General features: G+C 60.6%; 18 protein-coding genes. 10 read left to right on the top strand and 8 right to left on the bottom strand.

Annotated features, from left to right (window positions below; all coding sequences use genetic code 11):
- Positions 1–106: 106 nt before the first annotated feature.
- From H5T64_03660 to H5T64_03645, 4 genes are all read right to left on the bottom strand, one after another.
- Complete coding sequence (locus tag H5T64_03660) at positions 107–961, bottom strand: ABC transporter ATP-binding protein (protein ID MBC7263438.1); 855 nt, start codon at positions 959–961, stop codon at positions 107–109.
- A gap of 46 nt (positions 962–1,007) precedes the next feature.
- Positions 1,008–2,144, bottom strand: a complete 1,137-nt coding sequence (locus H5T64_03655) for an efflux RND transporter periplasmic adaptor subunit (GenBank protein MBC7263437.1) — start codon at positions 2,142–2,144, stop codon at positions 1,008–1,010.
- Between the two features lie 57 nt (positions 2,145–2,201).
- Positions 2,202–4,466, bottom strand: coding sequence for an ABC transporter permease (locus tag H5T64_03650; protein MBC7263436.1), 2,265 nt, complete (start codon positions 4,464–4,466; stop codon positions 2,202–2,204).
- 106 nt (positions 4,467–4,572) lie between these two features.
- Entirely contained in the window at positions 4,573–5,301 is a 729-nt protein-coding gene (locus tag H5T64_03645) for an isoprenylcysteine carboxylmethyltransferase family protein (GenBank protein MBC7263435.1), read from the bottom strand.
- 540 nt (positions 5,302–5,841) lie between these two features.
- Between H5T64_03645 and H5T64_03640 the strand changes: the two genes are divergently transcribed.
- The 3 genes from H5T64_03640 to H5T64_03630 all read left to right on the top strand — a co-directional run bounded on the left by H5T64_03640 (position 5,842) and on the right by H5T64_03630 (position 8,230).
- Positions 5,842–6,951, top strand: a complete 1,110-nt coding sequence (locus H5T64_03640) for a beta-galactosidase (GenBank protein ID MBC7263434.1) — start codon at positions 5,842–5,844, stop codon at positions 6,949–6,951.
- Positions 6,938–7,783 carry an amino acid ABC transporter substrate-binding protein gene (locus H5T64_03635; protein MBC7263433.1) on the top strand — a complete coding sequence of 282 codons (846 nt, stop codon included), beginning with the start codon at positions 6,938–6,940 and terminating at the stop codon, positions 7,781–7,783. The genes H5T64_03640 and H5T64_03635 overlap by 14 nt, the downstream gene beginning before the upstream one ends.
- Before the next feature lie 72 nt (positions 7,784–7,855).
- Complete coding sequence (locus H5T64_03630) at positions 7,856–8,230, top strand: Mth938-like domain-containing protein (GenBank protein ID MBC7263432.1); 375 nt, start codon at positions 7,856–7,858, stop codon at positions 8,228–8,230.
- On the opposite strand, the gene H5T64_03625 is transcribed toward H5T64_03630, so the two are convergent.
- Both H5T64_03625 and H5T64_03620 read right to left on the bottom strand, forming a co-directional pair.
- Positions 8,227–8,736, bottom strand: a complete 510-nt coding sequence (locus tag H5T64_03625; protein ID MBC7263431.1) for an adenosine-specific kinase — start codon at positions 8,734–8,736, stop codon at positions 8,227–8,229. The genes H5T64_03630 and H5T64_03625 overlap by 4 nt on opposite strands.
- A 9-nt stretch (positions 8,737–8,745) precedes the next feature.
- Complete coding sequence (locus H5T64_03620) at positions 8,746–9,708, bottom strand: peptidoglycan DD-metalloendopeptidase family protein (GenBank protein MBC7263430.1); 963 nt, start codon at positions 9,706–9,708, stop codon at positions 8,746–8,748.
- A 169-nt stretch (positions 9,709–9,877) separates the two neighbouring features.
- Here H5T64_03620 and trmD point away from each other — a divergent pair, with 169 nt between their 5' ends.
- The gene (trmD, locus tag H5T64_03615) at positions 9,878–10,621 is read left to right on the top strand and encodes a tRNA (guanosine(37)-N1)-methyltransferase TrmD (protein MBC7263429.1); all 744 of its coding nucleotides are present in this window, start codon (positions 9,878–9,880) and stop codon (positions 10,619–10,621) included.
- Between the two features lie 144 nt (positions 10,622–10,765).
- On the opposite strand, the gene H5T64_03610 is transcribed toward trmD, so the two are convergent.
- A complete protein-coding gene (locus H5T64_03610; GenBank protein ID MBC7263428.1) occupies positions 10,766–10,966 on the bottom strand; it encodes a DUF2283 domain-containing protein in 201 nt (66 codons plus the stop codon).
- A complete protein-coding gene (locus H5T64_03605; protein MBC7263427.1) occupies positions 10,938–11,210 on the bottom strand; it encodes a DUF4258 domain-containing protein in 273 nt (90 codons plus the stop codon). Before H5T64_03605 ends, H5T64_03610 begins: the two co-directional genes overlap by 29 nt.
- A gap of 237 nt (positions 11,211–11,447) precedes the next feature.
- On the opposite strand from H5T64_03605, the gene H5T64_03600 reads away from it, so the two are divergent.
- The 6 genes from H5T64_03600 to hypB all read left to right on the top strand — a co-directional run bounded on the left by H5T64_03600 (position 11,448) and on the right by hypB (position 14,743).
- A complete protein-coding gene (locus H5T64_03600; GenBank protein MBC7263426.1) occupies positions 11,448–11,765 on the top strand; it encodes a DUF4258 domain-containing protein in 318 nt (105 codons plus the stop codon).
- Positions 11,753–11,965 carry a DUF2283 domain-containing protein gene (locus H5T64_03595; GenBank protein ID MBC7263425.1) on the top strand — a complete coding sequence of 71 codons (213 nt, stop codon included), beginning with the start codon at positions 11,753–11,755 and terminating at the stop codon, positions 11,963–11,965. Before H5T64_03600 ends, H5T64_03595 begins: the two co-directional genes overlap by 13 nt.
- Before the next feature lie 225 nt (positions 11,966–12,190).
- On the top strand, positions 12,191–12,883 hold the full coding sequence (locus H5T64_03590) for a hypothetical protein (GenBank protein MBC7263424.1): 693 nt from the start codon (positions 12,191–12,193) through the stop codon (positions 12,881–12,883).
- Between the two features lie 23 nt (positions 12,884–12,906).
- Positions 12,907–13,608 (top strand): HAD family hydrolase, encoded by a 702-nt coding sequence (locus H5T64_03585; GenBank protein MBC7263423.1) that lies wholly within the window; start codon positions 12,907–12,909, stop codon positions 13,606–13,608.
- A 61-nt stretch (positions 13,609–13,669) separates the two neighbouring features.
- Positions 13,670–14,050 (top strand): hydrogenase maturation nickel metallochaperone HypA, encoded by a 381-nt coding sequence (gene hypA, locus H5T64_03580; protein MBC7263422.1) that lies wholly within the window; start codon positions 13,670–13,672, stop codon positions 14,048–14,050.
- A gap of 18 nt (positions 14,051–14,068) precedes the next feature.
- Complete coding sequence (gene hypB, locus H5T64_03575) at positions 14,069–14,743, top strand: hydrogenase nickel incorporation protein HypB (protein MBC7263421.1); 675 nt, start codon at positions 14,069–14,071, stop codon at positions 14,741–14,743.
- The last annotated feature ends 83 nt before the right edge of the window (positions 14,744–14,826 follow it).

Below are 14,826 nucleotides of genomic sequence, written 5' to 3'. Positions count from 1 at the left end.
AATACGAGTCGCGGCAGTGCAACTGCCGCTGAACATAAGTGCAACTGCCGCTGAACATAGTGGGCTTGTGGGCGAATGTAGCCGCCAAACTCACTTGGCGGCGTGGCTATTTCTCCTCGCCAATTCCTCCCAGCAACTCCTGCAGGCGAACGGCCATCTCGCTGAGGCGGCGATTCTCCATCAGACCCGCAGCCTTCAGCCTCTCGTGGTTCCCCGTCAATAGCGCCCGCCCCAATTCAGAATGGATCAGAGCGTACAAATCCTCCGCCAAGGGATCGGCAACGGGGTGGTCGTCCACGATGCGCCCGTCACGCAGGGTGACTACCCGCTGTGTGGCTCGGGCGACGGCAGGGTTGTGGGTCACCACGATGATCGTCGTGTCCTGCCGGGCATTCAGATCCGCCAAGGCGCGCATCACCTCTTCGCCGCTGGCAGAGTCCAGGTTGCCTGTCGGCTCGTCGGCCAGGATGATGGCGGGTTGGTTCGCCAGCGCGCGGGCGATGGCCACGCGCTGCCTCTCACCACCAGAGAGGGTCTGGGGCAGGAACTCCATCCGTTCGCCCAGGCCGACCATCTCTAACAGCGTCATCGCCCGTTCCCGGCGCTGCCGAGCATCGGGAATGGTCTCGTACATCGGCACCTCGACGTTCTCCCTGGCAGTCAGCGTGGGGATCAGGTTGTGCAACTGGAAGACGAAACCCACGGTGCGGCTGCGGAACGCGTCCAGGTCCTTCACCTCCGCCAGATCGGTACCGCGCACCACCACGCGCCCACTGGTGGGCCGGTCGAGCGCGCCGATCAGGTTCAGCAGAGTGGACTTGCCGCTGCCCGATGGCCCCACGATGGCCAGGAACTCCCCCTCGCGCACGGTGAGGTTCACGCCGTCCAATGCCCGCACTTCCGCACCATCGCCGTATATTTTCACCAAATCTTGGACTTCCAAGATGACGTTTCGGTTCATCGTCATCGCTCCTCGAACGCTTTCATCACCGAAAGGGCTACCGGTCTCATTGGACATAGATGTCGGCGAACGCGGTCATCCCCCACCGCAGGCCGGGATCAGTCTCATCCAGGACGATGATGGTCGGGAAGTTGGTGCCGCCCGCGCCAGGGGTGGCCATAGGTGCGATGCGCTCCACATGCCCTCGCAGCACCCGCCCAGGCAGACCATCGAAGGTCAGATCCGCGCGTTGACCCACCTTCACCCGCCAGACGTCCATCTCGTTTAGGTCGGTGATCTCGACCACCAGGTCGGATAGATCGCCCAGCGTAACCACCGGAACGCCGGGGGAGATCATCTCGCCCAGCCGGACGTGCACCCGGCCCACCGTCCCGGCGAAGGGGGCACGCAGGACGGCTTGATCAAGGGTAGCCTGGGCGGCGGCCAGGCTGGCTTCGGCTTGGGCCAGTTGCGCTTTGGCCAAAGCGATATCGGCTTCGCTAGCCCCGGCGCGCAGTAGGTCGAATTGTGCCTGCGCAGCTTTCACTTGCGCCCGTGCCGCGGCGATATCTTCGGCCGGGGCCCCGGCCTTGAGCAGATTCAGTTGGGCGACGGCAAGGCTGTGGGCTGCACCCGCGGCATCCCGGGCGTGGCGCAGTTCCTCCTCGCCACCCAGGTGAGCGTAGCGGTCGTATTTGCTCTGGGCATAGGCCAGTTCGGTGGCGGCTTGATCCACCTGCGCCTGGGCCACAGCCACCTCTTCCGGGCGCGGGCTATGCAACGCCTTTTCCAGAGCAGCCTGGGCAGCGGCCAGGTTCGCCTCGGCTACCGCGATCTCCTCGGGCCGCGCGCCCGCAGTAGTCTTCGCCAGGGTGGCTCGGGCCGCATCTACAGCCGCCGCGGCACTCTCCACAGCCGCCCGGAGCGCAATATCATCCAGTCGGGCCAACACATCGCCTGGGGCGACGCTCGCCCCCTCGCGCGCCGGCAATTCTACCAGCCGCCCTCCAACGCTGAAACTCAGAGTAGCCCAAGTTCTGGGCACGACCACTCCTGAGACAGAGACCACCGGCGTAAGGGTGGGCTCCTCTTGCGCCATTGGTTGCGCCTCTGGCTTCGATGCCCTCCCTTGCGCATAGGCCATGTATCCGAGAACGACAACCACCAGGACCACTGCAATGATGATGAGATTTCTCCTGGACATGTTCGACCTCCTGTACCCTACGGTTGTAGTAGGACAAGTTGACAACTTGTCCTACGGCTATTCATAGCGCAGGGCTTCTACCGGCTGCAGGCGCGAGGCCCACCAGGCCGGATAGAGCCCGCCGACGATGCCCGTGAACAGGGCCACGACGATAGCCTGGATGACCAGGCCGGCATTGATCTGTATGCTCAACAGACCAGCGAGAGCGGGTATGAGTCCTATCAGCCAGCCGATCACCCCAGTGCTCAGGCCACCCACCACCGCCCCGATCAGGCCTAACAGCACCGACTCTTGGATGATCAGCCCACCGATGCGTCGCCTGGACCAGCCGACGGCTCGTAGCACCCCGATCTCCTGGGTGCGCTCAAAGGTGCTCATCAGCATGGTGTTCATCACCCCCAACCCACCGACCACTACCGCCAGGATGGAAAGCCCGGTCACCATAGCGTGCATCTGTTGCATATCGGATAGGCTGTCGGCGAACTCAGCCGACTTGGAGAACGTCAAGCCTGGGAACTCCTGCTTCAAGCGGGATAGCACCGTCTCCACCTGGCGAGGGTCGCGCAATTTAATGCTGTATAGGCTCACCTGACGGGGCTTGCCAAACAAGGTTTGGGCATCGCGCAGGGAGATGACCCCGCCGCCGTCCTCGTAGGCATTGCCCGTCTCGAAAATGCCGACCACGCGGAAGGTGCGCTCGTAGATGCGGACACTATCCCCGACATCTATCCCCAAGGAGTCCGCGATCTGGCGTCCGAAAATGATCTCGCCAGTGGCACGTAGCCCCTGCCCGCGTATGATTTTGAAGCGCTGGATGCCGTATTCTGCCGGATGATAGCCGAAAACCATAAATAGGGGTGCGTTGGGCATACTGGCCGCCCACCAGATAATCCCCGAAACCGCCTTGACTTCGGGCATGGCCGCGATCTTCTTGCCGAGGCGCTCGTCTATGGCGCTGTAACCCTCATCGGTCATATTCGCCTGGACGGCCATCAGGTCGGTACCGCCCGCGGTGGCCAACGCTGTGAACTGCGCGGAGAAACTATCGCTGATACCCTTCACCGTGAGGAGGGTCATAATACTGATGCCGATGCCAAGGGCGGTGAGGATAGTGCGGGTGCGGCGGCGGATCACGTTCCTCAGGCTGAGGGGCCAGTGGGTCCAGCCGACGACTGCTTGGATGCGGCTCCGGCGCATCCTCGCTCCGCCACCCTCGTAGCGCATGGCTTCGATGGGCTCGAGGCGTGCCGCATACCAGGCTGGATAAAGGCCGCCCACAGTGCCCAGCAGGAAAGAAACTGTAAACGCCTGGGCAAAAATCGAGGGCGGGAAATAGCTGCTCAGGAACGTGAGGCCGGGAATCCGCCCGACGAGCAAGACCAGGCTGATGCCCAGCGCCGTTCCGATCAGCGCCCCAACCAAACTAAGAGCGATGGACTCGCCGAGTACCTGCAGTGTGATGCGCCGCCGACGCCAGCCAATGGCGCGCAACATGCCGATCTCTCGCGTGCGCTCGAACACGCTCATCAGGGCAGTGTTCATCACCCCGACCCCGCCAATGAGGATGGCTAGGGCACCGAGGGTAGCGCCCATGGCCCCTATGATTTGCGTCGTCTGGGTGGCACGCCCCATCTCCTCTGCTGCCACTACCGTAAGCCCAGGGTATTTGCGCTGGATGCGTGCCCGCACTGCCGCTTCGTCCTGTGGGGATTTCAACTGTATTTGAAATGCACCCACCTGGCGGGGTTTGGACAGCAATGCCTGGGCATCGCGCAGGGAAATCACCGCACCGCCCTCCTCGAAGGGGTCGCCCGTCTCGTAGATGCCCACGATGCGGAAATTGGAGTCGGTGATACGGAGCGTGTCGCCTACGCCCAATTTCATCGCCTTGGCTGCCACTGTCCCCACGATGACTGCCCTGCCACGGCCCTGGTATTCATCCAGCCCGACGCCCTCTGTGATCTTGAAATGTTGCAGGCTGAATGTGCCCGGCTCATAGCCGAAGAGGAAGAGGAGTGGCGCCTGGGGTGTCTTCACGAAGCCAACCAGCATCCCGGCCGCCGCCTTGACCCCAGGTGTGGCCAGGAGGTCCGATCGGATATCCTCATCCACCACGCTGAGCGACACATCTATGGCGTCTTTCTGGAGAGCGATGAGGTCGGCACCGCTTCTCGTGTACATGGCATCGTAGCCCAGGGCAAAGCCACCCGCCAAGGTGCCGAGGGCAACGATGGCAGCCACACCGATGGCGATACCTGTCGCCGTCAATATGGTGCGCATGCGGCGGCGCGCTAGATTTCGTAGGATGAACAGAAGATTCATAATAACTCTCACAGATCGGCTAGAAAGACTTATCTACCGCAAAGACCCAAAGGCACAAAGATCGCTGCTGTGGCCTTAGTCCAGAAATTCTGTTTCCGTACCGCGCTCACCACACGCCCGGCAACAAGCGGTAGCGCACGCGCTGGGCATACTCTTTGTAGCCGTCCAGTTCTTGCAGCAGCGTCCTGTCCTCCAGTGCCGTGCGGATGACCGTAGCCACTGCTACCAGACCACACGGGATGAACGCCCACAGCGAGCCCAGCAAAATCGGCGCCATGAGGCTGGCTACAATCCCAGTGGCGTAGGCCGGATGGCGTACGAAGCGATATGGCCCGTCGGTGACGACGGTTTGGCCGCGGTCTTTCTGGATGCGCACTACGGCTGAGAAGTACTTGTTCACCGCCATGGCCCAGGTGCTCACGCTGTAGCCCAGCACTATGATGGCCAGGGCAGCGAGTCTGAGAGCGAGAGAAATCTGTGGCGACCACCCGAAGCGTTCATCCAGCCCGGCCACGATCAACCAGGCCAGCGGGCCGACCAGGGTTGTGAAAAACAAAATTGGTCGGTCCCAGCCTTTGACATCCTCCCGCTCCAGAAATTGCGCACGTTCCGCTAGCAAATCCGGGTTGGTCCGCATCACGATAATCCGACTGACAAATGTAAAAGAAACAGCTATGCCGACATAGACCCACGCCCACACCCAATTCAGGCGACCTGCCGCGATGAACAGGATCATAGGCAGCAGCAGCGTGTATGCGCCGAACCGAAGCCATGCTTTCCAGCCAACCGCCCTGAGCGCCTGAGATGCCCCCTTTGGTTGCTCCACATTCTCCATTTCTCTCCTCCATCTGGGGTGTGCTTGGACATACAGCACACGGAATTTCACCGCTGCCAAAAGGAGGAAAAGCGATTTCTCCGCGTCCTCAGCGGTGGAAATTTTGAGTAATACCCAAGTCTTAGGGACTTACATCATAGTATAGCCCGATATATTCCTTTTGCACGACAGGAAACGGACGGGAACCTGACAACTGGCGGACAGTTGGATGACAATTGTCACCTGCGAGCAAAGATCGCCGTCGGAAGCACTCAAGCCGCCGAATAGAATTCGGCGGCTATTCTGTCAAGTCCCTGCGGGACTTCGGGATTATAACTTGGACGTTCCATTGCCGGGCAGTGTGAGAGCAATTTTCAGATTGCGACCATCTTGTCGCCATCTGGAGTCGGCTCCCACTTTCGCAAGGCTTGATATTTTGTGCCCTCGCGTGCCTAATGTTACAATTACGCCAGAGGCGGTGATCATCCATTGGCGCAAGATAACGGCAATCCTCTGCTCAACAGACAAACCTTGCGAAGGTTCCACAACCTTCGCAAGGTTATCAAGTGGGCGGATCTCGTACGCCTGGCGCTCTTCCTGGTGATCGTGAGCCAGTTGGCGCGGGCTCCCCGCCCGGTGGTGCGCCTCGGTCCACCCCAGCGCGTGGAGACCATCAACCCCAAGATCGGCGTCCACACCCGTCTGACCGACGAGGTGGAGGAGTGGAAGATCAAGCACACCCTGGAGATGGTGCGGGAGATGGGCGCTTCGTGGATCGTGGAGTATTTCCCCTGGGGCTACTACGAGCCGCAGAAGGGGCGCTACGAGTGGGCCCACCCCGATGTGGTGGTCAACCACGCCGTGAACCAGGGGCTGACGGTGGTGGCGCGGATTGACTTCGTGCCCGAATGGGCCCGCCCTCCCGAGACCACCTATCGCTACCTGGATGAGACCCATTTCGCTGACTACGCCGATTTCGTGGCCGCCTTCGTCGAGCATTTCAAGGGCAAAGTGCGCTACGTGATCGTCTGGAACGAGCCAAATTTGAGTTTCGAGTGGGGTTATCGCCCGGTGGACCCGGAGGCCTACACGCGGCTCCTATGCCTGGCCTGCCAGCGCGCCAAAGAGGCGAACCCGGAGGTGCAAGTGGTGGCAGCGGGGTTGGCCCCTACCCTGGCCCCACCGGGGAGTGAGTGGGGCATGGATGACCTGGAGTTCTTGCAACGGATGTACGATGCTGGGGCAAGGGATTGCTTCGACGCGATGGCGATTCACGCTTACGGGCTGACCTTTCCGCCGGACGACCCGGCCAGCGCCGAGGTGGTGAATTTCGCCCGCGCCGAGTTGATCCACCAGGTGATGGTCCGCAATGGCGATGGCGATAAGCCATGCCTCATCACCGAGGGCGGCTGGAACGACCACCCGCGCTGGACAAAGGCGGTGCGCCCCTACCAACGCATCGAGTACACCGTCCGCGCTTACCAGAAGGCGCTGGAGGAATGGGATTGGTGCCAGGCGGTGGCGATGTGGGCCTTTCGTTATCCGCGCTCTGCCGGCACTTACCAGGACTACTTCACCTTTGTAACCGTTGATTTCATCGCCAAGCCGGTCTATCTGGCGGTACAGCAGTATGCCCAGGGCAAGGAGGTGGGATCCAATGTCGGCTGGTAGGTGGGACGCCATGCGGAGATATGGGCGCGACCGGCGAGTGCTCATCGTCCTGGCCGCCAGCCTGGGACTGATCGCCGCGATCGCCGTCCTTTTCACCGTCGGACCACTGGCTCCCCAGCGTGACCCGACCTGGGAGCGCATCCAGCGGCAGGGCGTGATGCGGGTGGGTATGGACGCCAGTTACCCGCCCTTCGAGGTGCAGTTGCAGGATGGCAGTTACCAGGGCTACGACGTGGACCTGGCACGAGAGATCGGGAGCCGGCTTGGCGTGGGCGTGGAGTTCGTGAACGTGCACTTCGATGGCCTCTACGACGCGCTGCGGACGGGCAAGTTCGACCTCATCATCTCCGCTTTGCCCTACGACCGATTCCTGACCCGCGACGTGCTCTACTCCTACTCCTATTTCAACGCCGGCCAGGTAATCCTCGAACGCGAGGGTGAATCCAGCGTCCAGTCGCTCTCCGATCTGGACGGGCGGCGGGTGGGCGTCGAACTGGGCAGCGCCGGACACGAGCGGCTCCGAACCCTACAGCGAGAGAAAGGTGTGGCCCTGCAACTGACCCCTTTCACCACGCCCGAGGAGGCCCGCGATGCGCTCCTGAACGGCGAGGTGGATGTCGTAGTCGTGGATGCCATCACCGCCTACGAGTTCGTGGGACGCGGTGGTGTACAGATAGTCGAAGGGATTCTATTGACGGATGAGCCCTACGTGATAGCCGTCACCTTGCAGAGCCCGATCCTATTGGAGAAAGTGAACGGCATCTTGGTGCAATTGCGTGAGGAGTGCGTGCTGGATGCCCTTCGGGAGCGCTGGCTGTTGTCCGCGCATTGAGATAGCCCTCACCCCCAGCCCCTCTCCCTGTAGGGAGAGAGGGAGAAGGGGAGACAAGGAGACAGAGAGAAGATGCAATACCCGCGTTTGGAGGAGACGGGCTTTGGATGGGTGCAGGTGGATGGCGTGCGCTACGAGGAGGACATCCTCATCACCGCTGGCGGCGAGGTAAAGGCGAGGCCCAAGGAACTATCCCGCAAATACAGCCGCGGTCACACCCCGCTGGGTCCCGAGGAGATCGCCGAGGCGTTGGTCGGCGACCCACAAATACTGGTCATCGGCGCGGGGCAATTCGGCGACCTGCCGATCATGGAGCAGACCCAGGAGGTGTTGCGCCAGCGAGGTGTGGAAGTGCACGTCCTGCACGCGCCCCAGGCCCTGGAACTGTACAACCGCCTGGCAGGCGAGGGCCGGAGACTGGCCGCTATCATCCACGTGACCTGTTAGAGTTTGTAGCCGATCTTGCGCAAGAGGTCTTTGCGCCAGGCGATGCCTTTCTCGTCCTCCACGCCTTTGGTGTGGATGCCGTCAATCACGCCCAATACCCCGCGACCCTGTTCGGTCTCGGCGATGACCACCTGAACGGCATTGGCAGTGGCGCAGAAAATGCGGCACACCTCGGGAGCCATCTTCACCGCGTTGAGGACGTTGATGGGCCAGGCGTTGCCCAACACAATGACGAAGGCGTGCCCGGCGGCGATGGCCTGGGCGTTCTCGATGGCCAGTTGGCGGAGCGCCTCGTCGGTGCCAGTGTGGCGGATGAGGGCATCGCCCGAGGATTCACAGAAGGCCAGACCGAACTGGATGCCGGGCACCGCTTGCACCAAGATTTCGTGCAGGTCCTCCACCGTCTTGATGAAATGGCTCTGCCCCAGGATCAAATTGACCGTCTTCTCCTCGCCGGTCACCGGGTCGCGCAGAGTGTTCTTAAGCGAGACCAGTTTGAGTTCCATATCCCCTCCTCACTGCACTTGTATGTTAACGAAACTGATCTTGCCACCGGTTACCCCGACCCGCTGGGTCGCCGTTCCGTCAGCCGATTTCACCTCTATTATGTATAGTCCAGCCGGCACGTCGCCGAGGGCGAAGTTCTCGCCCCACTCGTCGTCAGGGTTGATGCCGTCACTTGCGTACGTCCATATCTCGCGCCAATAGTCATCCCCTGCCCCCGCCGAACGGATCACGATGCGGGCCTGTGGGATAGGATTTCCATCACCATCCACCAGTCGCCCGGCGATGACGCCGCGTCCGGGATAAGGCTCCAGCCAGAGTTCAGGGTTGCGTGTGGAGGCGTAATCGTCGCGGCCCACACGCACCTCGAAATGCAGGTGGGGGCCCATCGCCACGCCGGTCATACCCACCTCGCCGATAACCTCGCCGCGCCGGACGACTTGCCCTCGCTCCACCAGGACGCGGGAGAGATGCCCGTACAGGGTGAGGAGACGCTGGCCGTTGTAGCGCTGGTGGTGTTCGAGGACAACCAGAGTGCCGTAGAAATCCCGTCGCGGCCCGAAGCCGATGATGTGGTCATCGCCCGCCCAGACCACCGTGGCGTCGGCCACAGCGAGCACAGGCGTGCCAGTCGGGTTCACAAATTCCACGCCATGATGCACGGGGAGTTCTCCGCCAGCAGTGGACCCGTAGGGATAGAAGCGGCTCACATAATCTGCTCCGCTGGGCGGGATAGGGCGGCCAAACCAGAAATGTTCTGGATTGGACGATGCTGGCGTGGCCGTGGGCGCATCGCCTGGATCTATGGTAGGAGACGCAGTTGGCGTGGGAGTCAGAGCGAACAGAGATGTGTGGCTGTCGGGATGGATGGGACACCAGCCGACTAGCACCAGACTCAGCAAGGCAACCATCGCCAGCGCCCTGTGGGTGGTCGCCGTAGTTTGCATGGCTTTCATATGGTCGGGTATACTCAATGGGGGCCTCCAATCGGGCGGAATTATAGCATACCTTTCGCGCGGTGGCAATTTCAAAGTCCGCGCAGGCGGACGGCCGGCGCCGCAGGCGCCCCAAAGATGCGATTTCAATCGCCGACGTAGGACAAGTTGGCAACTTGTCCTACGGGTCATGTATAGGAGGTGCGAATTGCGATTCGATATTCTGACCCTATTCCCCGGCCTATTCGCTGGCATATTCGAGGAGAGCATCGTGAAGCGGGCCATCGAATCGGGCCTGGTGTCCATACACCTGCACAATATCCGCGATTACACCACAGACAAACATCACATCACCGACGACATGCCCTATGGCGGCGGCGGCGGGATGGTGATGAAACCGGAGCCTATTTTCCGCGCTGTCGAAGCGGTAATGGCAGATGGGCCAGCCGGGCCGATCATCCTGCTCAGCCCGCAGGGGCGTCTCTTCACTCAAGAAATGGCCCTGGAACTGGCTGCCCAGCCGCGCCTGGTTTTGATCTGCGGGCGATACGAGGGTGTGGACGAGCGGGTACGACTGCACCTGGCCACGGATGAGATCTCCATCGGCGACTACGTGCTAAGCGGAGGCGAGATACCGGCGATGGTCATTGTGGAGGCAGTGACACGCCTGTTGCCGTCGGCCCTGGGCGATCCCATGGCCACGCTGCGCGACTCCTACGCCGAGGGGCTACTGGAGCACCCGCACTACACCCGCCCGGCTGAATTCCGCGGCCACCGTGTGCCCGAGGTGCTCCTCTCCGGCAACCACGCCGAAATCGTGCGCTGGCGGCGGCGGGAATCGCTGCGCCGCACCCTGGAGCGCCGACCCGACCTCCTCGCCCGCGCCCGCCTGTCTGACGAGGACCGGGAGTACTTGCGGAGTTTGGGATGGGAGGAGAGGGAAGAGAGTTGAGCGCACGCGCCATGCGAGAAGAAATCAACGTCCTGCCCGCCTCAGCCAAGGCCTATCAACAGATGGCCTGCGGCATCGCGGGTTAGACGGCGGGCGGTTGAAGCCGTGCCTGAAGGAGAGGGTGGTGGGATATTGTGACGCGCGCTACGCCGTCTCGAACTGGAGAACACGGAGTTTCTCCAAATCCACACGCGTGCTCAGGGCTAGAATTTCGATACCCACCACACGACCATCTTTATCAAAATCCAGTATCACTCCTGGTTGGACTTCCTCAGACTCTACAATTGCGGTTTCATCCAGTCGAAAGTACAGCGCGTCATTTTCTCTGTCTATTTTCAGTCTCATCCTTCCTCCTCAGGCGCCGGTCAAAGAAGACCGTCACAATTCGATTTGGTTTCACGTACGGATTGACCACCACTCGCAAGAATCGCCCCTCATGCTCAGAGATGGCTCCAATGTAGTGAATACTGCCGTCTGCGCTGGTTTCAATGCGATTTGGAGAACTGATCGTACGCCATATCCACTCTACTGGTATCTTTCGTTCCGCCAGCATCTCTCGGGCGTGCAAAGACAATTCGAAATCCGGTATTGTGCCCTTCATTATCTCAAACCTTCACTGTAATTATACTCTATCTTGGTACTACTGCATAATGCTTATCAACGGATGCCTCACTGCACCTCGGATTGGTGGATGTGTCAATTTTTCTCTTCCCGGCGCGAAGATAGACTAGGGATGAGGGCTATACCCTGACAGTTTGACTCCCCGCCTTTCTCGGCTAAAATACGCGCCAAGGGTAAGAAATGCAATGGCGACAGAGAGACTGAAATGGCCGACGACATACTCTTTGAGGTACCTACACCCCTGGGTTTCAGGGTTCGAGTCACCCGTGCCTACTGGGATTTGATTGTTAACACTAAACATCCTGTTATGCGCGGACGTGAAGCAGATGTGCAAGCCGTTTTGCAGACGCCCGATGAGATTCGGCGGAGCCGCAGTGATTTGGCTGTGCATCTTTTCTATCGCCTGGAGAGCCCAGGGCGTTGGATCTGTGCCGTAGTGAAGCGCCTTGATAGTGAAGGGTTCCTGATCACCACGTATCCGACCGATACGATCAAGGAAGGTGAACGAGTATGGAGCAAGTGAAAGTTTTCCACGACCGTACAGGCAATACCCTGACTGTCTGGTTCGGTGACCCGCAGGATGAATACATCTGCGAGGAAATCGGTGATGAAGTTATCTTAATGAAAGATCGAAGCGGGCGAGTCATCGGCTTCGAAAAGCTCAACTTCTCAATACCTGGGCCGGAACACCTGCGATTCGCGTTTGAAACTGTGAGTATGTAACGGGGCCACAGGACAGCAGGCGGTTGAAACCGCGCTTGCAGACCCCAAGCCCAGGCATCCCCCGCGAAGATGCAATCGGTGGACTCTCTGCCTGCGCGGACCGCCAGCGCCACAGGCGCCCCCGAGGAAGTGATTTCTATCGCCTCATCTGTACTCCGCTACCCTTCCCCCGACAGTTTGACTCCCCGCCTTTCTCGGCTAAAATACGCACCGCAAAGACAGCAAATGCAGTGGCGACAGAAGATATTGGCAACCGGCGTCTTCGCTATCACTATGGCTTACCTCGAAGGCGCAGTGGTCGTTTACTTACGGCAGGTCTACAACATCGAGGACGTTGTCCGTGATTACGTGGGAGTCTTGGATCAGATCACCTTCGTGGAACTGGGCCGCGAGGCGGCCACGCTCATCATGCTGCTGGCTTTCGGGTGGGCGGTGGGGCGTTGCCTCCAGGATCGTATCGGATACGCTATGCTGACCTTTGGGGTATGGGATATCACATACTACGGTTGGCTGCGCCTTTTCCTGGGCTGGCCCCGCTCACTACTGGAGTGGGATGTGCTCTTCCTTCTCCCCCTGCCCTGGTGGGGCCCGGTGATTGCACCAATGCTCATCGCTTTCCTTATGGCGCTGGCAGGGGTCTTGCTCACCGGCCAGACCGACGCCAAACAGCGTCTCCACCTGGGGCCGATACAATGGGGGTTGGGCATAAGTGGCGCGTTGCTCTGTCTCTACACGTTCATGGCCGACGCCATCGCCGCCCTGCCGGGAGGGTTGGAAACCGTCGCAAATGTTCGCCCCAGCCGGTTCAACTGGCCGCTGTTCTGGCTGGGATACGCGCTATTGTGCTTGCCCGTGTGGACCGGCCGGTGGGTGCCCGAGAGCGTCAGGGTTCAGCCGCAGAAATCTGAAAACAACTAAGGAGGTACAATCTTAAAAACAAAATGGATGAGATACGCGCCATTCTCTTCGATGCCAGCAACACTCTCCTCTACGTTCGCTACCGTGGCGACAAGCCGTGGTCATCGCATCCGCTTATGACACTGGGCCGACCTTTCGCCCGCTTCGACCAATGGTTGGAGCGGGTTTACGCCCACGCCCGGCGGAAAGGTGAGGAGGCTCATCCCCTCTCCCGGGTGTACCGTCGGATCTTAGACGCGCTGCGTCTGCCAGAAAACTACGGGCCTTTTGCCCCATTCCTGCGCTCCGACAAGCACTATCGCGCTCGGGTGGGCGTCTTCGACGATACTTGGATGACACTGGAGCGCCTTCACGGCCGCTATTCATTAGGCGTGGTCTCTAACGCCTGGCCGGGGATGATGCGCCTGTTAGAGGCCCTGAACCTGGCGCGCTACTTCGAACACATCATCATCTCCACACTGGTGGGATGGGCGAAGCCGGAGCCCGGGATCTACGAAGTGGCCTTGCAAAGGATGGGCGTGCCCGCCGCGGCGGCCGTCTTCGTGGATGATGTGGTGGAGAACGTGCGCGCTGCCCTCGCCCTCGGCATGAGGGCGTATCTGATTGACCGCCGGGACCGGCATCCCCAGGTGGATGTCCCTCGCATCCGCTCGCTGACGGAATTGCTCACCGAATTGGGGTTGGAACCGGCTCCCCCGCCGGCGAAAGCGGAGGCACTCTCGTAGGGGCAGGTCTCAGACCTGCCCCTACAACCGCCACGCGGAATTCGCTTTGGACAGGCAGATATTGCACGAGTATGCGGTTACACACAATATGTTGGATATCGTCCTCAAGCACGCCCGAGCAGCCGGAGCAACCCGCGTCACCCGAGTGAACTTGGTCATCGGTGGGCTGACCGGCATCGTGGACGAATCCGTCCAGATGTATTTCGACCTGCTGAGCGAAAACACGCTGGCGGCCGGTGCAGAACTTTGTTTCCGTTATGTCGAGCCGCTTTTCCGCTGCCGCGATTGTGGAACCGAGTTCACCGCCAATGACTACGAGTGGGTTTGCCCCCAGTGTGGGGCTATCGGCGGCGAAGTGGTGGCCGGACAAGAGTTCTTAGTGGAAAGCATCGAGGTATGCCAAAAAGCAGATCGGACTGAGCAGGAAGATGCCCGAACTTAGGACTGTAGGTGAGACATTATGAGCAATGAGACTAGAGTGAAAGTCGTGGAACACATCCTCAGCGCCAACGACGAGATCGCCGCACAGAACAGGGCGCTCCTGAATCAGCACGGGATTCTGGCAGTCAACATCATGGCTTCGCCCGGCGCGGGCAAGACCTGTCTGATCCTGGCCACTATCGAGGCCCTGCGCGGGCGGGCGCGCATCGGCGTCATCGAGGGTGACATCGCCTCACGTTTAGACGCCGACCGGGTGGCAGAGGCCGGTGTACCCGCCGTGCAGATCAACACCCATGGTACCTGCCACCTGGAGGCGGCAATGGTGCAGAAGGCCATCCAGCAATTGCCCCTTGCGGAACTGGATCTGGTGTTCATCGAGAACGTGGGCAATCTGATTTGCCCCTCTGAGTGGGACCTGGGCGAGCATCGGCGGGTGGTATTGGCCAGCATTCCTGAGGGCGATGACAAGCCCTATAAGTACCCAGGCATTTTCATTCGCGCCGATGCCGTGGTCATCAGCAAGGTGGACCTATTGCCCTACCTGCCGTTCAGACTGGCTGAGTTCCGCGCCCTGGTGCAGGGATTGAACCCCACGGCGCGCATCTTTCAGGTTTCGGCAACGACGAAGGAGGGCATCGGCGATTGGGCCGATTGGCTTGTCGGGGCGGACCTATGTGTCCGCCCATCGGCGTAGGGGCGGGCCTATGTGTCCGCCCATCGGCGTAGGGGCGGGCCTTGTGTCCACCCATCGGTGTAGGGGCGGGCCTATGAGTCCGC

The organism is Chloroflexota bacterium (assembly GCA_014360825.1).
GTDB lineage: Bacteria > Chloroflexota > Anaerolineae > UBA2200 > JACIWT01 > JACIWT01.
The sequence above is the reverse complement of the archived record's forward strand: the minus strand, read 5'-3'. Positions and strand labels throughout refer to the sequence as shown.